This window comes from Vreelandella venusta (genome assembly GCF_007989605.1).
Taxonomy (GTDB): domain Bacteria; phylum Pseudomonadota; class Gammaproteobacteria; order Pseudomonadales; family Halomonadaceae; genus Vreelandella; species Vreelandella venusta.
Genome location: NZ_BJUL01000007.1, coordinates 133,542 through 153,805 on the forward strand (window position 1 = coordinate 133,542; position 20,264 = coordinate 153,805).

Annotated in this window: 21 protein-coding genes; 7 read left to right on the forward strand and 14 right to left on the reverse strand. The window is 51.4% G+C overall.

Annotation, left to right across the window (positions count from 1 at the left end):
- Positions 1 to 5: 5 nt before the first annotated feature.
- Positions 6 to 866, reverse strand: a complete 861-nt coding sequence (locus HVE01_RS09890; protein WP_146943824.1) for a bifunctional transcriptional activator/DNA repair enzyme AdaA — start codon at positions 864 to 866, stop codon at positions 6 to 8.
- A gap of 181 nt (positions 867 to 1,047) precedes the next feature.
- On the opposite strand from HVE01_RS09890, the gene HVE01_RS09895 reads away from it, so the two are divergent.
- Positions 1,048 to 1,641: a LysE family translocator gene (locus tag HVE01_RS09895; RefSeq protein WP_125747251.1), complete on the forward strand. Its 594-nt coding sequence runs from the start codon at positions 1,048 to 1,050 to the stop codon at positions 1,639 to 1,641.
- On the opposite strand, the gene HVE01_RS09900 is transcribed toward HVE01_RS09895, so the two are convergent.
- On the reverse strand, positions 1,606 to 2,565 hold the full coding sequence (locus tag HVE01_RS09900; RefSeq protein ID WP_244973795.1) for an AraC family transcriptional regulator: 960 nt from the start codon (positions 2,563 to 2,565) through the stop codon (positions 1,606 to 1,608). The genes HVE01_RS09895 and HVE01_RS09900 overlap by 36 nt on opposite strands.
- A gap of 155 nt (positions 2,566 to 2,720) precedes the next feature.
- Between HVE01_RS09900 and HVE01_RS09905 the strand changes: the two genes are divergently transcribed.
- Both HVE01_RS09905 and HVE01_RS09910 read left to right on the forward strand, forming a co-directional pair.
- Positions 2,721 to 3,539: a DUF1206 domain-containing protein gene (locus HVE01_RS09905; RefSeq protein ID WP_146943826.1), complete on the forward strand. Its 819-nt coding sequence runs from the start codon at positions 2,721 to 2,723 to the stop codon at positions 3,537 to 3,539.
- Positions 3,540 to 3,548: 9 nt separating this feature from the next.
- On the forward strand, positions 3,549 to 4,148 hold the full coding sequence (locus tag HVE01_RS09910) for a YqaA family protein (RefSeq protein ID WP_146943828.1): 600 nt from the start codon (positions 3,549 to 3,551) through the stop codon (positions 4,146 to 4,148).
- 2 nt (positions 4,149 to 4,150) lie between these two features.
- Here the strand turns inward: HVE01_RS09910 and HVE01_RS09915 are convergent, their stop codons facing one another.
- Positions 4,151 to 4,630: an Lrp/AsnC family transcriptional regulator gene (locus tag HVE01_RS09915; RefSeq protein WP_125747245.1), complete on the reverse strand. Its 480-nt coding sequence runs from the start codon at positions 4,628 to 4,630 to the stop codon at positions 4,151 to 4,153.
- Between the two features lie 142 nt (positions 4,631 to 4,772).
- Here HVE01_RS09915 and HVE01_RS09920 point away from each other — a divergent pair, with 142 nt between their 5' ends.
- Positions 4,773 to 5,384, forward strand: coding sequence for a LysE family translocator (locus tag HVE01_RS09920; protein ID WP_146943830.1), 612 nt, complete (start codon positions 4,773 to 4,775; stop codon positions 5,382 to 5,384).
- Positions 5,385 to 5,424: 40 nt separating this feature from the next.
- On the opposite strand, the gene HVE01_RS09925 is transcribed toward HVE01_RS09920, so the two are convergent.
- The 5 genes from HVE01_RS09925 to HVE01_RS09945 all read right to left on the reverse strand — a co-directional run bounded on the left by HVE01_RS09925 (position 5,425) and on the right by HVE01_RS09945 (position 10,118).
- The gene (locus tag HVE01_RS09925; protein ID WP_125753538.1) at positions 5,425 to 5,742 is read right to left on the reverse strand and encodes an antibiotic biosynthesis monooxygenase family protein; all 318 of its coding nucleotides are present in this window, start codon (positions 5,740 to 5,742) and stop codon (positions 5,425 to 5,427) included.
- Positions 5,743 to 5,924: 182 nt separating this feature from the next.
- Complete coding sequence (locus HVE01_RS09930) at positions 5,925 to 6,332, reverse strand: DUF4019 domain-containing protein (RefSeq protein ID WP_146943832.1); 408 nt, start codon at positions 6,330 to 6,332, stop codon at positions 5,925 to 5,927.
- A gap of 171 nt (positions 6,333 to 6,503) precedes the next feature.
- Entirely contained in the window at positions 6,504 to 7,913 is a 1,410-nt protein-coding gene (locus HVE01_RS09935) for a YfcC family protein (protein ID WP_241006815.1), read from the reverse strand.
- Positions 7,914 to 7,984: 71 nt separating this feature from the next.
- Positions 7,985 to 9,238: an allantoate amidohydrolase gene (locus tag HVE01_RS09940; RefSeq protein WP_146943836.1), complete on the reverse strand. Its 1,254-nt coding sequence runs from the start codon at positions 9,236 to 9,238 to the stop codon at positions 7,985 to 7,987.
- A gap of 214 nt (positions 9,239 to 9,452) precedes the next feature.
- Complete coding sequence (locus HVE01_RS09945) at positions 9,453 to 10,118, reverse strand: DUF1028 domain-containing protein (RefSeq protein WP_125747235.1); 666 nt, start codon at positions 10,116 to 10,118, stop codon at positions 9,453 to 9,455.
- A gap of 178 nt (positions 10,119 to 10,296) precedes the next feature.
- Here HVE01_RS09945 and HVE01_RS09950 point away from each other — a divergent pair, with 178 nt between their 5' ends.
- The gene (locus HVE01_RS09950) at positions 10,297 to 11,154 is read left to right on the forward strand and encodes a FadR/GntR family transcriptional regulator (protein ID WP_186808832.1); all 858 of its coding nucleotides are present in this window, start codon (positions 10,297 to 10,299) and stop codon (positions 11,152 to 11,154) included.
- Between the two features lie 142 nt (positions 11,155 to 11,296).
- Positions 11,297 to 12,040, forward strand: a complete 744-nt coding sequence (locus tag HVE01_RS09955) for a class I SAM-dependent DNA methyltransferase (RefSeq protein WP_146943999.1) — start codon at positions 11,297 to 11,299, stop codon at positions 12,038 to 12,040.
- Between the two features lie 79 nt (positions 12,041 to 12,119).
- On the opposite strand, the gene HVE01_RS09960 is transcribed toward HVE01_RS09955, so the two are convergent.
- On the reverse strand, positions 12,120 to 12,605 hold the full coding sequence (locus HVE01_RS09960; RefSeq protein WP_125747231.1) for a YehS family protein: 486 nt from the start codon (positions 12,603 to 12,605) through the stop codon (positions 12,120 to 12,122).
- Between the two features lie 10 nt (positions 12,606 to 12,615).
- Positions 12,616 to 13,038, reverse strand: coding sequence for a tetratricopeptide repeat protein (locus tag HVE01_RS09965; RefSeq protein WP_125747229.1), 423 nt, complete (start codon positions 13,036 to 13,038; stop codon positions 12,616 to 12,618).
- Between the two features lie 304 nt (positions 13,039 to 13,342).
- Here HVE01_RS09965 and HVE01_RS09970 point away from each other — a divergent pair, with 304 nt between their 5' ends.
- Positions 13,343 to 13,939: a GNAT family N-acetyltransferase gene (locus HVE01_RS09970; protein WP_125747227.1), complete on the forward strand. Its 597-nt coding sequence runs from the start codon at positions 13,343 to 13,345 to the stop codon at positions 13,937 to 13,939.
- A gap of 34 nt (positions 13,940 to 13,973) precedes the next feature.
- Here HVE01_RS09970 and HVE01_RS09975 read toward each other — a convergent pair whose 3' ends face one another.
- The 4 genes from HVE01_RS09975 to HVE01_RS09990 are packed head-to-tail and all read right to left on the reverse strand — an operon-like array spanning position 13,974 to position 20,143.
- Positions 13,974 to 15,134: an alpha/beta hydrolase family protein gene (locus HVE01_RS09975; RefSeq protein WP_146943840.1), complete on the reverse strand. Its 1,161-nt coding sequence runs from the start codon at positions 15,132 to 15,134 to the stop codon at positions 13,974 to 13,976.
- Complete coding sequence (locus HVE01_RS09980; RefSeq protein WP_146943842.1) at positions 15,116 to 18,256, reverse strand: efflux RND transporter permease subunit; 3,141 nt, start codon at positions 18,254 to 18,256, stop codon at positions 15,116 to 15,118. The genes HVE01_RS09975 and HVE01_RS09980 overlap by 19 nt, the downstream gene beginning before the upstream one ends.
- Positions 18,256 to 19,395 carry an efflux RND transporter periplasmic adaptor subunit gene (locus HVE01_RS09985; protein WP_164517075.1) on the reverse strand — a complete coding sequence of 380 codons (1,140 nt, stop codon included), beginning with the start codon at positions 19,393 to 19,395 and terminating at the stop codon, positions 18,256 to 18,258. The genes HVE01_RS09980 and HVE01_RS09985 overlap by 1 nt, the downstream gene beginning before the upstream one ends.
- Positions 19,385 to 20,143 carry a MipA/OmpV family protein gene (locus HVE01_RS09990; protein WP_089038054.1) on the reverse strand — a complete coding sequence of 253 codons (759 nt, stop codon included), beginning with the start codon at positions 20,141 to 20,143 and terminating at the stop codon, positions 19,385 to 19,387. Before HVE01_RS09990 ends, HVE01_RS09985 begins: the two co-directional genes overlap by 11 nt.
- Positions 20,144 to 20,264 lie beyond the last annotated feature (121 nt).

The window sequence follows — 20,264 nt, forward strand, 5'->3', positions numbered from 1 at the left end:
CAGGGCTAATGCGGCTCAAGCTGAGGAGAATGCTGCGCCGCTTCCCAAGCCTGGACCTGTTGTTTGGTTTCAACCCCCCAACGATAACCGCCTAGCGCACCACTTTGCTGAATCACTCGATGGCAAGGAATCAACAGTGCAATAGGGTTAGCACCCACCGCATTGCCGACGGCTCGAGATGATTTCGGCATGCCAAGTGCCTGGGCAATTTGCGAGTAGCTCGCCAACTGTCCTTCAGGAATAGTGAGCAGCGCGCGCCATACCGCAATTTGGAAATTAGTACCGCTCACGTGGAGCGATAGCGTGGCAGGTGTCGCTTTTGTGGTCGTTTCTGCAGACGTTGTAAACAGTGCCTCTACCGCATAACGGGTGGCATCAGGGCGATGGCATAGCGTGCTGCGTGGCCACTGCTTTACGAGTTCTGCCAACAACGCTTCCTGGCTGGTAGACGCCACAAAGGCCATCCGACAAATTCCTCTCGGCGTTATCGCCACTAATATTTCGCCAAAAGGTGTGGGGTGCACACCATAGCCAATTTCAACCCCCTCCCCTTGGCGCTTAAACTCACCCGGCGTGACCGCTTCTAGCTGCACAAAGTGGTCATAAAGCCGCGAGCCACCACTTAGTCCTAGCGCATGCACGGTGTTGGTAAGACTTTCCGATGATGCGATCAGTTGTTTGCCACGTTCCAAGGTCAACGCCTGCAAAAAGCGCTTAGGGCTGATACCCGCATAACGACAAAACAGCCGCTGAAAATGGTAAGCACTTAAATGCACCTGAGCCGCCACCTTTTCCAAACTTGGCTGACTAGCGGCATTGGCCACCATGTAGGACATCGCTTTTTCGATACGGGCATAGTCATTCATAAAGACGTTCTCACCGGAGCTAAACGAGGAAAGCACAGGGCTCTCTGAACATAGAACAAGCTTAACCAGACAGTGTCATCCGGCCTACCCGAATCTTGCGCAATATCGTGGCATCTCAATTTTGTTCAATACTCTTTGCTCGCGCTCTTGCAAGCTCTTGATTCTGTTTAGGAGGACAACAATGAGCGTTTCACTACTGTTACCGATGTCAGCATTTGCCCTTGCCGCGTCTATTTCTCCAGGTCCCGTCAACCTTGTTTGCCTGAGTAGCGGCACCCACTATCCTATTGCCAAAGGGCTTATTTTTGTCACGGGGGCGACCCTGGGGTTTCTAGTGCTTTTCCTGGCGATTGGCGCGGGGCTTTACTCACTGCTAAACGTAGTGCCACTACTAGAGGAAATATTACGCTGGGCAGGGCTACTTTTCTTACTCTACTTAAGCTATCAGCTTTTCCAACATGATGGCGCTGTTCGTGGTCAGAGTACAGATAAGCCACCGGGCTTTATGACCGGCGCGATGATGCAGTGGCTAAACCCCAAGGCGTGGCTGGCGTCTGCCGCCGGCATTGGGGCTTACACCAGCAGTAATGATCCCTACCAGTTATGGCTGTTCGCTGCTCTCTACCTACCCATTTGTTGGTTGTCATTGGCCAGCTGGGTTTATGCAGGTGCCTTTCTTAGACGCTATATTCACCGCCCGCTCATTCTACTTACCATTAACCGCACGCTGGCTGCCGGCCTAGCTGCCAGCGCTATTTTCCTGCTGTTTGAGTAGCGGATAGCGATACTGATTGGGTGTTGCCGCCACTAACCGCTTAAATGTTCTCTGGAAGTGGGGTTGGTCGTTAAAGCCGGCTAATAAAGCCGCATTAACGATTGACTCCCCCTGCCTAAGCGCCCGCTGACCAAGCTGAACACGGCGATTAATCAGATAAGCATGGGGAGTCAGCCCATAGTGCTGCTTAAACGCACGGATAAGATGGCCAGCGCTATAGCCGGTTAACTGACATAGCGTTTCCAATGACACATCGAAAGCCGCATTCACGTCACAATAGGCAGCCGCAGCCTGCAAACCATCCGGCGGCTGCGGTCTTGAGACGGTTGTCTCGTGTGCTAATGCCAGCATCAATGCAGTAAGAAACCCGGTAACCGACGCGTGCTTCATAGAGAGAGTGCATTGCTTATCCAATAAACAAGCCGCCATTTCGCAATAGTGAGCATACAGCGCTGGCTGTGAAACCACCGCCGTATCGATATCACTCCAGTCCGGGGAGCCAAGCGTGCCTATTTGATAGCGCAAATCCGCTAGCCATTGCGCATCCACATAGAGCATCAAATATGCCCAGGGTTCGTTCTCAATGGGGTTGCAGGCATGCACCCAGTCGGGGTTCATCATAACCAAGTCACCGGCATTAATGGGGTAAGTCGATTCCCGATAGAAAAACGTACTGCTGCCTGACGTAATAGCCCCGACCGACCAGTGAACATGGCTATGAGGGGCATAGCACACTTGCCTCGCATCACTGATTTTACGCAGTTCGACATAAGGCAGCCGCGAGTCGCGCCAAAAAACAGGCGGCGGCCCAGCCTGTAGAGACTTAGCGCTTCGAGACTTAGCATCTAAAGACTTAGCATCTAAAGACTTAGCACTTGGAGACTTAGCACTTAAAGACTCAGCACCTGGAGACTTATGACTCATCTTCTGCTCGCATCATCAAAAAATAGCGAATAGCCTGATAACCTAGCTTACGCTAGACAATAGCACAGCACGGGCACAGTATGGGCCGCCAGACAAGCTCTACATAAGCCAGATTGCGTAGGAATTCGCAATGCCATAAACGTCAGGAGGACACCATGGCCAATCGAATGAATAACCCAGATCATCGTGATGCGATCACCCTTTTCGCCCGAATGGGCTACGCTTCTCGCGGCATCGTTTATGTATTAGTGGGAGGCCTAGCCACCCTGGCAGCCTTTGGACAAGGTGGCCAAACGGAAGGCAGCCGCGGTGCTCTAGAAAGAGTGCTAACGGCCCCCTTTGGTAACATCATGCTAGGTCTTATTGCTGTTGGTTTGGTCGGCTACGCTCTGTGGCGCACGATCCAAGCTGTCAAAGACACCGATCATCATGGTAATAGTACTAAAGGCTTAACTATTCGCACGAGTTTATTAGCGAGTGCCATTACGCATATTCTTCTGGCATTTTTTGCTGCAACGCTCATCTTCCAATTTGCAGGCTCTTCTGGGGATTCCAGAGGCGGCTCGCAAGGCGTAGCAGATTGGCTGATGCAGCAGCCATTCGGGCGATGGTTAGTTGGCGGGGTTGGTTTAATTTTGATGGGTGTTGGTATTGCCCATGCAATCAAAGGCTACAAAGCAAAATTCGATAAACACTTTGCGATGCCACCACAAACTCAACAATGGGCCTATCCCATCTGTCGATTCGGCTTAGTGATTCGCGGTCTCGTCTTCGTGATCGTGGGCAGTTTTTTTATCATCGCAGCCTACCAAATTAACCCTAATCAAGCAGGTGGTATGGGAGAAGTATTCAGTACGCTACGCAGCCAACCTTTCGGTCAGTGGTTGCTTGCCTTTGTCGCACTTGGGCTCTTTGCGTTTGGTCTCTACAGCCTTTTAGCGGCCGTCTATCGTCACATTAATACTGAAATGTAGAGACATAAGATGCCTTCAACAACACGGACTAAACAGTGGTTTGAGCGTATTAATAGCTCGAAAAACATGCTGTGGCTACTCGGCACCCTGTCTTTTTTAGAAACCATTATTTTGCCAATTCCCATAGAGCTGGTGTTAATCCCGCTCATGGCGATTAACAAGCAACGTATTTGGGCAATCGCCACCGCGACCACTCTCGGCTGCCTGATCGCGTCTATTGTCGGCTACGCCGTCGGCATGGTGCTTTATCAATCCGTAGGTACGTGGTTTATCGAATTTATGGGTATTGAACAAAGCTATCAATCTTTCCAAACCTTCTTTGACCAGTACGGTTTTGCCGCAATTTTAGCTATTGGCATACTGCCGATCCCGTTTCAGGTGGCGATGATTACCGCCGGGCTTTCCGGCTATCCGATTATGTTATTTGTGCTGGCTGCCCTGATAGCCCGTGGGCTTCGCTATTTCGGCCTTGCTTGGCTGGTCCACCGCTTTGGCAACCGCGTAGAACTTATGTGGAAACGTCACGCGCTTAAAACCAGCCTAGCGTTAGGCATTGTGGTTCTGGCGGTGGCCGTCGGATTACAGTCGCTGGCTGGGTTAGTAATGTAGCGTTAATCGCTATTATCCAACGGCAATGTGCCATACTCTTTCACTGGCTGAATAGCAAAGTTGCTGCGAATATCGCTCACTCCTGGTAAGCGCAGCAACGTTCCCGTTAAAAACGCCTCGTAAGCTGCCAAGCTAGGCACTACCACCTGTAGCAGAAAATCCGATTCACCAGACACCAAATGCGCAGTGACTACTTCCGGCAGTTTAACCACGGCTTCTCGGAAAGCATTGGCTTGCTCTTCATGATGTCGTTCTACCTTAATGCCCACAAACACCGTTAACTCCAGCCCGACACTTCGACGATCAAGCTCTGCGTGGTAGCCACGAATAATGCCGCTTGCTTCCAAGCGTCGCACTCGGCGTAAACAGGGAGACGGCGACAAGTTTACTTTCTCTGCGAGTTCCACATTGGTTAAGCGAGCATCCCCCTGTAGCAACGCAAGAATGCGTCGGTCGGTAGCATCTAATTGATCATTTGGCATAAACAAGTATTTCCTTACTCTTAATTGGCACAAAATATCAATAACTGATTTAAAATGAGCGTAAATGGCAAGAAATCACTCACCAATTTAACGGTACCATGCCCTTTATCAAGCCACTAGGTGAAACCTTAAGGGAGCGGTGATGGAAATCGGTCTTTTTATTAGCGCATTAGCCATTGTTTACCTGATTCCAGGCCCGGATATGCTATTGGTGCTGCATACCAGTAGTACGCTAGGCCGCGGGCATGGGCTAGCCACCGCGCTAGGGTTAGCCATCGCCCGAGGACTGCATGTGGCGTTAGCCGGTTTGGGCTTGGCCGCCCTATTTGTCGCCGCTCCGTGGCTTTTTGATGCTGTTCGTTATCTCGGTGCGGCCTACTTGATTTGGGTGGGCTTACAGCTGATTCGTAGCAAACGGAGCACCGATACTAACCAGCCGCAAGCATCGCTCACCGGTAGCTATTACTTAGCCTGGAGACGGGGTCTGTTAACGAACCTGCTGAACCCAAAATCGCTGCTGTTTTGTTCGGTGTTATTACCCCAGTTCGTCCACACCCAACAGGGTGACGTTGCGCTCCAGTTTACGCTATTGGGGGCTGTGCTAGTGGGCGTCGGGCTTCTCTACGATGCGCTATATGCCTGCTTGGGAGCGCAGATGCAACGCTGGTTTGAAAGTCATCAAACAAGGCAAACACTACAACGTTGGGTATTTGGAACGCTAATTATTGGCTTTGCCCTGAAGTTAGCCTCTTAAATTTAAGCAGCAAAAAGCCTACCTAGGCTGCGTTGATAGTTTAAATACCATAATCTCGCTCGACTTTGGCAATGCGCGTCTTAAAATGCCGGTACCACTGCTGATGGCCTAGACGCTGGGCTTCCAGATGCTCAGCGTGGGCCTTCCACGCTTTGATTGAGGCCAAATCAGCCCAGTATGACACCGTCACCCCAACTTCATTTCGGGCAGACTCTACCCCCAAGAATCCCGGCTGCTGTGCTGCAAGTTCAACCATTCTGGCCGCCATTGCGTCATAGCCGTTATCGATCTCGGTGCGTTGCGAGGTAAAAATAACCGCGTAGTAAGGCGGCTCGGGGGTGTTAGCAATAGTAGGTATAAAATCGCTATTTTGATACGTGCTGGGTGGGGCATCAGTCATTTACACATACCTATTACAAAGAGCTATTATAAAGCGCTATTACAAAGCGCTATTACAAAGCGCTATTACAAAGCGCTATTACAAAGCGCTATTACAAAGCGCTATTACAAAGCGCTATTACAAAGAGCTATTTTAAAGAACTATTGCACATAATAACCACTGACTCGCCACTCACCATTTTCAAGATGAGGTGTTACGGTTTCTACTCCTCTCGCTTTATTTTCAAATCGAGTGTGAAAGATAAAAACCATATAGTCGCCATCTGGCGCACCTGGCATAGATCGATAGTGAGAGGCTTGTACTTGTCGGCGTGATTCAACCGGCCCAAACTCATTACGTGCTAACTCAATAATGCGTCTAAGCATGCTAGGCGATAGCGGCGTTTTTAGTAGCGGCGATGAGCTCTCCCAGGCTTGTTCAACCTCACCATTATCAATTGACTCTAACCACGCGAGCGCCGCTGATTCAGCCGTATTAGCAAACGCCTGAGCATAGGTGACTAGGCTAAGCAGTATCGCAGCGAGAAGGAAAGCAGGTGATTTGGGCATGGCAGACTCTGTGACGGCTTGGTGGCTTTTACCTGTTAAGTGATTATCGGACAATGACTGAATTTCTTTAGCACCGAACCACATAACAGCAAAACGAAGGGGGAAAATCCTTCTGGATTCTCCCCCAGTCACTACTGCGTCGACCGTCAGTTAGCCGCCTAACGACAGTACTTAATAACCCACGTAATAGCCTAATACCAGCGCTGCCCAGCACATAACGTAAACCAGCACTAACAAAGGAGTAATAACACGCAGCCACTGTGCATAAGAGACCCTACCTAGCGCCAGCATGGCAAGGGTGCCACCAGACGTTGGAACAATCAGGTTAGTCAAACCATCTCCCACCTGGAAGGACGTGATCATTAATTGACGGCTCATGCCAATTAAGTCTGCTAAGGGGATCAAAATCGGCATGGTAACCAGTGCTTGGCCCGATCCGCCCGGAATAAACAGGTTGATCACGCCTTGAATCACACTTGAAGCAACAGCCGCCACGGCGGTAGGCATATCACCCACCAGAGAGCTAAGCGAGTTAACAATCGTATCGATAATCTGGGCATCTTTAAGGATGACCTGAATAGAGGCTGCAACGCCAATCACTAAGGCACCAGCGGTTACCGATGAGGCGCCTTCCATCATCTGTCTTACCAGTGCATTAGCACCCAGGCCGTTAGCGAGTCCAATAACAATCGCCATCAGCAAGAACATGGCGGCAATCTCATTGATGTACCAACCGCGGGTAAACACACCGATTAGCATGATAATCAGACCAGCAATAAAAATAGCTAATGTAATGATGTTCTGGCGGGTCAACGTATAGTCTTCGAGACGCTTGGTTAGTTCGGCCGGGTTGTCATCGTGGTAGTCCATTTTGACAACGTAACGACAGATAAAAAGCGTCAAGGTAGCCAGACACGCAACCACCATCAACGTGCGTAACCACCAGCCTGAAAACGTAGGTAATTCACCAATACCCTGCGCAACGCCAACGGTGTATGGATTGATCGGCGACAAAGCGAAGCCAATGCCGATACCACCCACGGCCATCACAACACCGACTAAACGAGAGCAGCCAATGGCAGAAGCTATCAGTACACCAATGGGTACGAGCGCAATATTATTTTCGAAACCAACCGCAACGCCAAAGAAGCCATAGATAAAGGTACCAGCAGCAATAATTAGGTTGCGGCTTTTAATGCTATTTTCAGCACCGACACGATGAACGGCGACACCAATGGCGTTTTCCAGCGCACCTGTCTTCTGCAGAATATGAAATAGCCCGCCAGCAATAAATACGATAAACAGATATTGCGACGCATTAATCAGTCCTTGCGGTATTGCGACGAAAATCTTGAAAAAATGCAGATTCGCAACATCTGACAAGTACATGAAAGATTCAGGAATAACTGTCGTACGACCATCGACAGTCTGACGTTCAAACTCGCCTGCGGGCACAATAAACGTCATTAGGTAGGCGGCGACCAAAATGAAGAAAATCAACACCATCGGGTCCGGTATTTGTTTGTACCACTTACCTGATGCAGGGGCTTTTGTGTCTGAAATTTGCTGTTGTTGGCTCATAATCAACCCTTATGATTTTTGTGGCTTTATGTTGAGCTAGTTGGACAAACGTCGCGATACAAGGCTGCCAGCTATTGCTGTTGGGCGAATCGCTGGCAGGTGTTTAAGAGAACCTCAATGGCAACGCCGAGATCCTCAGGCTTGATAGCTTCGCTGGGGTGGTGGCTAATACCGCCGCGACAACGAACAAACAGCATGCCGATGTCGCACAGGTCGGCCATGGCTAACCCATCATGGCCGGCACCACTGAACAGTACCCGTGGCTCAATTCGCGCATCCTTGAGCGCACTCTGCATGGTGTCGATAAGGTGCGGAGCACATTGAACAGCAGGTTGTTCATAGGTATGACGATGCTCAACGCCAAGATTCAAGGCTTGCAGAGACGCGTCAATTTGGCTTAACAGCTGAGTTCTTGCTTGGCGGCGAAGTGCATCATCCGGCGAGCGCAATTCAATGCTCAAGGTGGTGGTCTGAGGGATAACATTGACGCCGTTAGGTGCGTTCTCGATCTTACCCACGACACCGACGAGTTCATCGGTGCTTTTGCATAACGTATCGACCAGTTGAATAACATGGGCAGCCCCCACCAATGCATCCTGGCGCATGTGCATAGGCACAGTTCCGGCGTGACCTGCCATGCCCTTGATCGTTATCTCGTGGCGCTCGATCCCCGTAATTGCACTTACCACCCCTACCGGTACATCAGCCTGCTCAAGCTGAGGCCCCTGCTCGATATGCGTTTCGATAAAAGCAATCACGTCTTCCGGTAGATAGCGATCTGCATCGATTCGTTGAGTGTCGCAACCGAAGTCAGCCAGCGCCTGCCCAAGCGTTATGTCCTGACTATCGCGGGCTTGAAGCATCTCTGGTTTAAACGTACCCGCCAACACTTTAGAGCCAAGCAAGGTAGAACTAAAGCGAGTCCCCTCTTCGTCGCTAAACGCCACCACATCAATGTGAAAGGGCATTTCGATCGCGTTTTCATACAAGTAGCTAACCAAGGCAAGCGGCAAAATAACGCCCATCATGCCATCGTACTTGCCTCCATTAGGAACTGTGTCCTGATGCGAGCCGAGCAACAGCGTACGGGCACCGGCTTTTGGACTGGCATAACGACCGATCAGATTCGCGGCGTTATCCATGCGTACAGACATGCCCAGGCTTTTCATCCACGTTGCAAGTTCATCGAGCACAGCGCGGTGTTCAGGGGTGGCGCAGCGGCGGGTAACGCCATCGCGTCCAATATTGTCGGTTTCACTGAACTTAGCGGCATCTTCGAGCCACTTCCACGCCTGTTCTCCGGCCTGGGTTAAAGAAAACGTCATGGTTGCCTCAAAAGGTGGTTGTTTGGCTAGCTGCTCAGCACGGCTATTTATCATGATAAATAGCCTATGAGAGCGTCAAACATGCTGTCAAACCCTTAAAGAGGTGGACGAGCAAGCATTCCAACTGGGCAAATAAAAAACTCAGTTAGAATAAAAGGTTAAAATGTTAGAGGTTCTCGACTTTAAGACTTATGTCTAAATCACGTGGTAATGATTAATAACGATGCGGATTGTCAGCGGTGGGCAGACGAGCAAGAAATGACTGAAAATCACCATCCTGCTCGATACGTAAATGGAGTTCGCTCAGTGCCGTAATCGCGTTGGGGGCATAATCGATACGCAAGTCGTAGGGCAAGCCGCCTGGGGCGCGTACTTTTAGAGCCGCTGAGAGCGTGCCACGATGATCCCCGCCCTGCTGCTGAGCAGCACTCAGTGCGGCTATCAAAGCGCTGGCCATGTCTTTACGCCGACGAGTATCAAGATAGGCCGCCTCCATGGCGGGAATAACCTCTCGACTGGCCAGCATATTGCCTGCAATCAACAGTCCATCGCTGATGCGCATCTCAGCAACCGGGACGTTTTCATCGCCTGTCCAGCCTGCTGCAACACCATGCCGATCCATTAATGCCACCTGTCGCCACGCAGCGCCTTTGTCCTGCTGTTGCAGGCTGCTGATAATATCCGCCACCTTTTCGCCGTTGGCTAAGCGATACAGCCCTTGCTCCGCACTGAATACATTGGTGCTAAAGCCCTGGGTAATAGCGGCACCAATACCCGGTAGCAAATGGGGAACAAAACCGCCCAGTGCGGGGCCGCCCGTGGCACATGCGATACCGAAAGTGTCAGATTGTTTATCCAGTGCGATCAAACTGTAGGTCATGGTGGGTTACTCAATTAGCAAATTTAAGAAGCCTAAAATTTATCATTATAAATTATTCTCGCTGCTCTTCTAGCGGCTTAACGCAGCTCTATACGAGGCGACATTTGCTAGACATCACGCCACTTCAAGGGGATGATTCTCACTAAAACAGCCTCTTTCAATGTTAGCTGAGACAACCATGAAGCAAGCACGCCAACCTGCTAAACCTAAGCGTACCGACGTAATCAGTGAGGCGATAAAGGAATACATTGCGCAACATCAATTAAAGCCCGGCGATCGACTTCCGCAGGAACAAGAACTGATCCAGGCGCTAGATGCATCCAAAGGCACGGTGCGTGAAGCTCTCAAAGGACTTGAAGCCCAAGGGCTGGTTCAAACGCGTACAGGCCCAGGTGGCGGTGCCTTTATTAGCGAAGTCAGCGATGATCGAGCAATGACGTTGCTGGGTAACTATTTTTTCTTTCACTCACCCACTATTCACGACATCTATGAAGCGCGTAAAGCGCTCTGGCCAGCCCTGGTAAAGAGTCTTGAAGGTGTGCTCGATACGGATGCTTTTGACCGGCTGGCATCAGTAATGACCTTTTATGACCATCCGCCAACATCGCTAGAAGAAGAGCGCGAGCAGCGATTGAAGGAGTTGGAGTTCCATTTAGTTCTGATTGATTATTGCCCTAATCCTCTGTTGGCCTTGATGTGCCGCTTTCCAGTACGCCTGCTGATGAATATGACCGTCTGTCAGCGAATCTATGCCCAGCCCAACCCTGAGTTACGCCGCCAAGGCTATGATTATCAACGCCAGTTACTAGAAGCGTTGCGTAAGGGAGACATTGAGCTCGGCTGCAAGATTGTCAGCGAACACATGCAGATGGCGCAAACACTTATGGAAGCCAGAGAGGCAATGCTGGAAAAAACTTTCTTTAAAGCTGGTAATGACGGCGCTATCGATAGCAATCGTGACTATCTAGCGCTAACAGGGTACACGCAAGCTAAGCAGCTAGCTGAGCAAAATGGCGGCAGTAACCCTGTTAAATAAACCCAATTAACCCGTATTTTCTCCCGCTTTTTGAAAAAAAGCGGGTGTCGCCTTGTCCCCGCTTCTAAAACATTGCGCGCTCGTTTACTATGCGCCACCCCAATATTTTAGCGCCCACCATTAGGCTACTATGTCCGCCAATCTGTCCGCCAACGCACTCTATACCGACCTATCTGGTTACTACGATTTGATGTGCGTCGATATCGACTACCAAGCGCAAAGCAACGCCATTCGTCGACTCCATCAGATTTTCGGCAACGGCGGGCACACGCATCTTGATTTAGCCTGTGGCACGGGGCCCCATGTCCGCCATTTTATTGATTTTGGTTATCTCAGCAGTGGTCTTGATATTAACCAACCCATGCTGGATATCGCCGCCAAGCGTTGCCCAGAAGCGCTTTTTTCACGGCAAGATATGAGTGCGTTCGAAGCTAGCGATGCCCTCGATTTGATCACCTGCTTTTTGTACTCGATCCACTACAACGATGGGATTGAAAAGCTAAAAGGGTGTATTTCCAGCGCCCATCGCGCACTAACACAGGGCGGCGTTTTCTATTTTAACGTGGTCGATAAAAACAAAATCAATAACGACTTATGCGTTAAACACAGCGCCAGACAAGATGACAATGTCTTCACGTTCCGCTCGGGTTGGCACTACGGTGGGCACGGCGAAAAGCAATCGCTTAGGCTGAGTATTGAAAAAACCAGCGCAGGCGCCACGCAGGTCTGGAACGACGAACATCCGATGGTAGCGGTCAGCTTTGCGGAATTAACCACCCTACTGGCGCCTTATTTCGAGGTGCATGTATTTGAGCACAACTACCAGACCATTACCCCTTGGGATAATCTTTCAGGCAATGCGATTTTCGTCTGCGTGAAGCGTTAGCACCGATAAGGCAGAGAGGCCTTTTGCTACCCCTCCTACCGTTACCGTGTGGCATAAAGCGTGGTGTAAAGCACTGTACTTAAGACTCAGAACCTGCGTCGTTCGAGTCAGGCCGTAGCTGGCGCTGAATACCGAGTAAGAAATTACGCAGCATTTGATCTTTACACTCACGGTAATTTTTATGGCTTGGCTTACGGAAAAAGGCGCTGAGTTCATGCTGGCTCAGCGGTAAGCCCACCTGCTCAAACACTGCCAAGATATCGTCTGCTTTTAAATTCAGTGCAATACGCAGCTTCTGGAATACCATATTATTGTTTAGTTGTGCTTCAGGCACCGGCTGCGGGCCTTCACGCTTGCCACGTTTAAAGCTGATAAAGCCATTCAGAAACGCCGCCAACTCTCTATTTTTCATCGTGACAAAAGCATCATCTTCGTCTTTTTTCAGCCACGCCGTCACCTGCGCCTGACTCACACTGACGTCAGCCAGTGAGAAGATATTCACGATGGTGCCGTCTTTTAAATCAAAGGTGTAGCGGATGCGGCGAAAAATATCATTATTGGTCAAAATAGGCTTCCTAGTGGGTCGTTAGCGTTTCAAGCAGCTGATCAATTTCTGTTTTCAGCTCGTCATCTTCAATGCCATCGGCGCTGGCTTTGGCATGTTGCAATCTTTCGATAGCGTCATCCGTTTGACCTAACTGTACTTGCAACGTTGCCATGGAAAAACCGATAGAGGCCATATGGTCTTTCGAGTTCTTAGCCATGGCTTTCTCAAGCGCCTTTTGGTAAATCGGCAGTGCATCCTCTAACTCTTCGGTAAAGTCAGCCAAGGTTTCCCACTGCTCCGGGTGATCTTTATCGGTGTTTTCGTTGTCGGTACAAATCGCCTGCAACTCAGCATAGAGCGAATCAAATGCCGCTCTGTCATCTTTAGCCGCGGCTTTCATTAGCCGCTCAGCTAGCTCATAAACCGCTTTATATATTTTGGTGTTAATCATTACCAGCCACCTTTTTTTCATTAAAAAACATCAAAATCAACCAACAAGCCGACCTATCTAGGTATCTTCGATAAAAACTATGGATGCCAGCTCGATAGTTAAAAGTCACGGTAGCGGTATTCCACCATAATCACGCTATTATAGCCTTTGATAGCGCATCATCGGGTGATCATTTTGCCGTTTTCGATATCAGCAAGGTGGCTTTTTACTGCCTTGTGACGTTTTCCAAGAGGTACACACCTCTAGTTGCTATCTACTGTGGATCTTCACTCGACAACAGCTCTTTGAACCCAGGATTCCGCCAATGAATTTTCTGATACAGGAAGGCTTTAATCTTGAGAAAGCAGGCTCTGTCGCGAGGCTTTACGAGGAAGCGTTCGGCGCTAAGTTTGCTAGCGCAATACCTGACAAGGCACAACGCATCAAGTTGCTCTCCCACTGTTTCGTCCCTGAGTTCTCTTTTACTGCCAACTTTGAAGATGAGGTCATTGGGCTAGCCGGGTTTCAGCAGGCCAATGGTTCGCTAACGGGCGGCATCGGTATGAAACAGCTGATAGGCGAGCTTGGCTTAATAAAAGGGCTTTGGGCATGCCTAGTATTCAGCCTGTTCGAGCGCAAGCCAAAAGCTCGAGAATTAGTGATGGATGGGATTGCTGTCGATAGCCGGTTCCGAGGGCAAGGCATAGGCTCCAGACTCCTAGATAGCATTATTGCACACGCAGTGGATAACGGTTTCAAGACAGTGCGTTTAGACGTAATCGATAGCAACCCTAGAGCAAAGAAGCTGTACGAATCCAAGGGGTTTGTGGCCACAAAACACGACGACTTTCCCTATTTGAAATGGCTAATCGGCTTTAGCGGGTCAACCACCATGGTGTTGACGTTAGCAGATTCAGCCTAGCCAGCATTTTACGATACCCTGCGGCTGCATTCGGCTAGCTACCTTCGGATGTGGGCTGGGTGCCCGCCTTGGGGAACCTATTCAGCCAGCTGGTTAGGCTGTCGAGCACACCGTCGGCAAAAATAGCGTCGCCAAGAAACCAGATTTTGAATAGTTTCAGCCAAGCATCCATGCCTTGATGGTCAGGTTTCAGCTGATCTGACTTCATCAGGCTATGGTCAGCGTCGTCGACGCGGTGAACTTCGAAGAACGGTGCGGCTGAACGCTCCAGCAGTTGGCGATAGGCAGTCGCGCTGGAAACCGGGTCGACATAAGCATCACGGGAACCAAAGAGTGCCAACATAGGTACCCTGATAGCCTCCAGGTCGCTACGCACATCGGCTTGCCAGTTGCGTTTCGCGAAGCCCCAGAAAGCTTCGCTCATTGGCTCAACGTCTACCTCACCTTCGATATGCTCCAGATAAGTTGTATAGGGTGCATTGCGCTGTATTAATGCGTTGACCTGTTCAGCGGCATACTCTTCCGCCTTGATCTCCTGCTCTGTCAGGCCTTCTGCGATCATACGTTGATGTCCAGAATAACGCGATTGATCCAGCCAATTGACCGCACCCGACACCGAGATCAGGAAGGTAATATCATCGCGCAAGTTAGCGACCTTGGGCAGCACCCAGCCTGCCTGACTAAACCCAATCAGGCCAGTTTGCCTCTCCCCCAGGCCAACGTGTGTATGCAGAAACTCAATAGCCTCTGCAACTTCATCGGCCCGATCTGCCATTGACTGCAGTCGCCAATCGCCTTCGGACTCACCCACCCCGGGTTTGTCCCAGGACAGCGAGCACCATCCTTGCTCCGCAAACAGACGCCACAGGGGTTCGTAGTAGCCATAAGCATCGCGCGGCATATCGCCGGAGCCGTGAACAAAAACTACGCATGAATCAGGCATAGCCGTCGAGCTTGGCAGTACCAATACGCCTTGCAGGGTGTTACCAGCGTGAACGAAGCTGATCTCCCTACGCACCAAGGAATCTTCGTCAGCGATAATAAAAATGGCCCCTAAGCCCAGGCATAGCAGTAGCAAGACAACAGCAATACGCCTAGTACGTGCTCGCCTATCACTTGTGTTCTTAGCACTTGTGTTCTTAGCACTTGTGTTCTTAGTGCTTGTGTTGTTAGTGCTTACTGAGAAGAGTGGCATGCGGGTTCCTTGGGCGGTTTGATTGACGGAGCGACCTGGCGAGATCGTTTCAGATCCTGGGTAATAGCGATTAGCACAGGTACCAGGAACAGCATTAGAACGGTGGAGAATAGCTCGCCAAAGGCTAGCGAGGCCGCAGCAGGCTTCAGGTATTGGGCTTGTTCGGAGCTTTCTGAGAGCAGCGGCAGCAAACCAATCACCGTAGTGGTCGTGGTGAGAAAAATCGCCCGAAACCGGCTCGTGGCCGCAGCCTGAATAGCGTCATTGGGAGCCATGCCGTCGGCCACAAGCTCGTTGTGGCGGCTCAGCATCACCAGACTATCGTTCACGACCACGCCGGCCAGGGCTAACATGCCGAACATCGATAGCAACGACAGAGTTAGGTCGAGATACAGGTGGCCGAGAATGGCGCCAACAAAACCGAACGGGATAATTGCCAGGATAATAAAGGGTTGCCAGTAGGATTTTAGCGGCACCGCCATGAGCACGTAGATCAGTACCATAGCGATTAATAGCGCTTTCTTTAGACCACCCTGCAGTTCACCCATTTCTTCCAGCTCGCCGCCAGGACGAACCGCCAAGTCCGGGTACTGCTGCTGGAGCTGTGGCACAAGTTGGCTCAACACGGCCCGTGCCACCTCCTCAGGGGCAACCATGTTACGATCGATGGTTGCCGAAACCAGATTGACCCAGTTGTTGTTTTCCCTGTAAAGCGCCTTGGGCTTGAGAACCCGCTCAACGTCGGCAATGTCAGCGAGCAAAAACCACTGGCCTTGGTGGTTGCGGACGTGGGATTGCAATAGGTCATCCATTGTATTGCGTTGCTCGATAACATATTGCACCAGGACCGTTAGCTCAGTGTTATCACGCTGAACTTTCTGCACCTCAGCGCCGCCGAAAGCAGACCCCACCTGCATCGCGAGGGTCTGTTGATCAAATCCCAGGCTCTCGGCGGTGGGTTTAAGCGTGACCATAAGTTCGCTCTGTGCCCCAGCCATCGAGTCACGAGGGTTATGCACCCCATCAATACTACCCAGGTAATCCTTGAGCACGCTGCCAGCCGCAACCAACGTCGCCTGGTCGCCACTGGTCAATTTAATCTGAAAACCGCCACCCACCTCTTCAGAGCCCGTAAAGTGTAATTCAAGGCTTCCTTCAAGCAGGCCAACCTGCTCGCGCCAGCGTTGAATAACGTCTTGGATATCGATCCCTGGACGCTCAGCCACCGGCGTTAACTCCGCATAAAGACTGGCGGATTCAGCACTGCTAATCGCTTCAAAGATAGTTCGCACTGGGGCTTGATCCAGACCATATTGCTGTTGCAATAGCGCATTGACAGCGTCCCCTTCGCGGCGGATACGCTCAACATTGGCGCGAGTCAGCTCAAACGGCGCACCAGGGTCCATCTCCAGCGTTATGCTGACAACCTGGCCGGGCACCTCTGGAAAGAACACGCTTTTCACCAGCCCTTTCATGGTTAGTCCCAAGACGAATACCGCGACGCTGATAAAAAGAATGAGCACGGCATAGCGGTGGCGGACAGCCAACGTGAGCAGAGGCACGTAGCAGCGGTCGCGTAGGAAAAACAACACAGCTTGGGCGCCCAGTTGCACCGGCAGCCAGAGACGAGCCAGTATCCACCGTGGGGTCTTGCCCATATCAATGCCGGCAAGATGAACAGGTAAAATGAACTTACTTTCCAACAGTGAAAACAGCAGCGCGAGAATGACCACCCCCGAAAAACTCGCTAGCACTTTACCTAAGGGATTATCGAGGATAAGCAGCGGGAAAAAAGCGGCAATGGTGGTTAGCACGCCGAAAACGGTGGCCACCGACACCCTGGCCACTCCAGCCTCAGTAGCGGCGATGGGATTATTATTGAGACGGCGTTGCTCGAATACGCTTTCCCCGACGACCACGGCGTCATCAACCAGGATACCCAACGCCAGAATGAAACCGAACGTGGTGATATCATTCAGCGAGTAATCCATCCAACCAGTACCAGACACGGCGATAGCACCCAATACCGAGACAGGAATGCCCATGGCCACCCAAAAGGCGAGTTTCACATCAAGAAACAGGGCTAGGATTAGCACAACCAGCACTAAACCTTGCAGACCATTTTTGGTTAACAGGGCCAGACGGTCGGCGATGTAGTCAGCGCTATCCCCCCACGCAACCACCTCAACTCCCTGGGGCAATTGGCGGCGAAAGTCATGCAGCACATCATGAGTAACGTCGGAAATACGCAGCAGATTTTCACGCTGACCCACTAATATTTCCATGCCCGAAGTGGGCTGACCATTAAACCGAAACCGATAGTCACCCTCGACTGTTGTATCCTGGATAGCGGCGATGTCCCGTAGTAATACTTGATCGCCGTTATGCTCCTTGACGATGGGAATGGCCCCGAATTCGGGCGCATACTCAGCGTCACCATCGGTTCTGATATAGATTCGACCCGCGCTAGTTCTCAGGGAACCAGCCTGAAATTCGAGCGAACTGGCACGAATACGTTCCATCACGTCGGGCACGGTCAGGTTTAGCTGGCGTAACTTCCGGCTGTCGACTTCAATGCGCAGCTCCTGTTTATGCAGTCCCCAGACATTCAATCTGGATAGTTCAGGCTGGGCCAGGAGCGCCCACCTTAACCGCTTGGCAAGCTCATGTAGGGTAGCCTGCTCAGCATCACCGTAAACGTTGATATAGAGCGCCGGATAATCAAAGGCGCTGGCGTCGATTTGCGGCCTTTCGGCCCTGGCGGGTAACTCGATCCCGCTATCCATTCGCAACCGCACCTTATCCAGCAGCCTATCAAGGCTTTGCCCACTGGCTCGTCTAAGCGTAATTGTAGAAAGGCCATCGCTGGAGACCGCTGAAAGGCTGCGAACCCCTTCCAAGCCCTCTAAAGCCGTTTCAATTTTCTGGCTGACCAGGGCATCGACCTTGTTGGGAGGTGCGCCAGGAAACACGGTAGTAATAGTAATGCTATCCGGCTCGACGCGGGGAAAGCCCTCTATACGCATGTTGTTCAGTGTGACTAGGCCCACTATCAGGATAAAGGCCATCAGTAGATTAGCGGCAACCGGATTACGGATAAACCAAGCGGTCAGTACGTGCATCACCAAGCCTCACCGATGGTTGTCCGTACACGCTGCCCCGGTAGATAGGAGGACAGCGGGACAGCAACGATTTGCCATTGATCGTTATCGGACGGCGCTCTTACCAGCACGCGGTCATCGCGGTGGGACAACACATCGACCACGCTACGAGCCAGGGTACTGCTGCCCTCTTCAACCCACCAGATCGAGCCATCGACCGTCAGTGCCGATGCTGGGATGCTGAGGGTGTTTTCCTCTATGCGGCCTTGAAAGCTAGCTTTAACGAAGTCGCCTGCCAGAACAGCAGTCTCGGCACTTTGGAGATCGAGATGCACGATATAGTGGCGTGTTGTAGCATCAAGATAGCCACCGCCCTCACGTATGTCTGCCTCGCCAATGGGCTGGCCCAGGTCGTTGTAGAGCACTACTTTTTGCCCCTGGATAGGATGATCAAGCCGTTGCCAGTCGCTCTTACTGATACTGGCAGCCAGCTCATAGTGAGCATCACCTATCAGCCGAGCGACCGGATCACCTGCCATTAGCATTTGCCCGGGGCTGACATAGCGCTCGACAATAAAGCCGCTATAGGGCGCTCGTACCACCGTTTGGTCGAGCTCCCGCTGCGCCATATCAACACGGGCTCTGGCAGCTTCAACCGCAGCATCGGCAATATGGCGTTGAGGAAGGTGCAGAGCCAAATCATTGGGCGGTTGTTCTCTGGCGCTTGCAAACTGCCGCCTGGCCACCTGGGTAGCGTACCCCGCCCGCTCCTGCTCCAGCTCCGCCTCACGGAGCAAACGCTCGGCATCAGCCCGTTCTGCCTGATAGCGGGTATCGTCAATGACCACCAGTGGCTCTCCCTCACTAACGCGACTGCCAGCCAAAGCGCGGTCATGCACCCTAACAACAGCACCACTGACTTGCGCTTTCAGTTCGACTGTCCAACGTGACGTCACCTCGGTATAGGCTTCAATCTGCACAGGCTGCTCACCACGGCTGACTTGCTCTACGCTGACGAGTGGCGGAAGCGGTGCCTGGTTGCGTTGCTCAACCCCACTAGGGCTCTCAACCTCAGCAAGCAGCCCAGTGACAGCTAACAGGATGCCTATTGCCAGAAATAAGGCCAGAACGCGGCTGTTGAGCAGCCTTCTAAAACGCATAGAGATAGCCTGCGCTGATAGACCACAGATGATCATTATCGACGATAGGACTATCGTGAACCTCGTCGGAAAAACGGCGCTGGCTAAAGTCAATCAACAGCCGGTGGGATTCGCCAAACGAACGGGATAGGCTAATACCGGCCTGATATTGATAGGCACCTTCAGGACGGTATGCAGGACGCCCCACCTTCGCATCATCAGCATCAACCCCAACGTAGTAGCGTGCTACCTGACTGCCCGCGTAGGTCAGTGAAACATGCGGCTCAATACGCCATTGCTGAAACTCAAGGGGATAACCGTAGCCAATTACGGCCGAGCCTCCCTTATGGTTGCCGGAGATATCCTGCCGGTAGCCTAATGTCAGGTAACCCAGTGAACCAAACCAGTCGACACTCACCGCGGCAGTGTAGATGTCGTCGAGTTTCTTCATATCCTTGAGCTCAGGACTGTTACCCCGCTCAACATCGCCGAAGGCGTCATAACTAATCGCCGCGGACAAGGCCCAATTGTCTCCTCCCGCTAGATAGCTACCCAGTGAATAGTCACGAAAGAACCAGTTGTCCGACTCCCACTCGATATAGGGCAGCAGACCTGCATTGTCCTTACCGCCCACGTAAAGGGACGGTTCCGTGTAGGCAATAAGCCCGATAGCAAAGGTGTCGGCGCTTTCTTGTTCCTGGCTGAAGGACCAGGGTGAATAGGTGGCCAGAATAGCCGTCGCCAGGGGAATGAGAGAACGAATCTTCATTGGGTTGACTCCGTTTTGAATCAGTAACTCAAGGTGAAGTGAGAGGCTGATGTTTGCGGAGTCGATTGTCAGACAGAGGGTATTAAGCGGGTCTTAAGATAGTTAGGTGGTAATGGCGATA

Coding starts and splice junctions, on each gene's coding strand:
- HVE01_RS09950 (WP_186808832.1), top strand. CDS start 10,297: ATGAAGCAAGCACGCCAACCTGCTAAACCTAAGCGTACCGACGTAATC.
- HVE01_RS09910 (WP_146943828.1), top strand. CDS start 3,549: ATGCCTTCAACAACACGGACTAAACAGTGGTTTGAGCGTATTAATAGC.
- HVE01_RS09970 (WP_125747227.1), top strand. CDS start 13,343: ATGAATTTTCTGATACAGGAAGGCTTTAATCTTGAGAAAGCAGGCTCT.
- HVE01_RS09980 (WP_146943842.1), bottom strand. CDS start 18,256: ATGCACGTACTGACCGCTTGGTTTATCCGTAATCCGGTTGCCGCTAAT.
- HVE01_RS09890 (WP_146943824.1), bottom strand. CDS start 866: ATGAATGACTATGCCCGTATCGAAAAAGCGATGTCCTACATGGTGGCC.
- HVE01_RS09905 (WP_146943826.1), top strand. CDS start 2,721: ATGGCCAATCGAATGAATAACCCAGATCATCGTGATGCGATCACCCTT.
- HVE01_RS09985 (WP_164517075.1), bottom strand. CDS start 19,395: ATGCGTTTTAGAAGGCTGCTCAACAGCCGCGTTCTGGCCTTATTTCTG.
- HVE01_RS09895 (WP_125747251.1), top strand. CDS start 1,048: ATGAGCGTTTCACTACTGTTACCGATGTCAGCATTTGCCCTTGCCGCG.
- HVE01_RS09940 (WP_146943836.1), bottom strand. CDS start 9,238: ATGACGTTTTCTTTAACCCAGGCCGGAGAACAGGCGTGGAAGTGGCTC.
- HVE01_RS09900 (WP_244973795.1), bottom strand. CDS start 2,565: ATGAGTCATAAGTCTCCAGGTGCTGAGTCTTTAAGTGCTAAGTCTCCA.
- HVE01_RS09920 (WP_146943830.1), top strand. CDS start 4,773: ATGGAAATCGGTCTTTTTATTAGCGCATTAGCCATTGTTTACCTGATT.
- HVE01_RS09965 (WP_125747229.1), bottom strand. CDS start 13,038: ATGATTAACACCAAAATATATAAAGCGGTTTATGAGCTAGCTGAGCGG.
- HVE01_RS09990 (WP_089038054.1), bottom strand. CDS start 20,143: ATGAAGATTCGTTCTCTCATTCCCCTGGCGACGGCTATTCTGGCCACC.
- HVE01_RS09930 (WP_146943832.1), bottom strand. CDS start 6,332: ATGCCCAAATCACCTGCTTTCCTTCTCGCTGCGATACTGCTTAGCCTA.
- HVE01_RS09915 (WP_125747245.1), bottom strand. CDS start 4,630: ATGCCAAATGATCAATTAGATGCTACCGACCGACGCATTCTTGCGTTG.
- HVE01_RS09975 (WP_146943840.1), bottom strand. CDS start 15,134: ATGCCACTCTTCTCAGTAAGCACTAACAACACAAGCACTAAGAACACA.
- HVE01_RS09945 (WP_125747235.1), bottom strand. CDS start 10,118: ATGACCTACAGTTTGATCGCACTGGATAAACAATCTGACACTTTCGGT.
- HVE01_RS09935 (WP_241006815.1), bottom strand. CDS start 7,913: ATGAGCCAACAACAGCAAATTTCAGACACAAAAGCCCCTGCATCAGGT.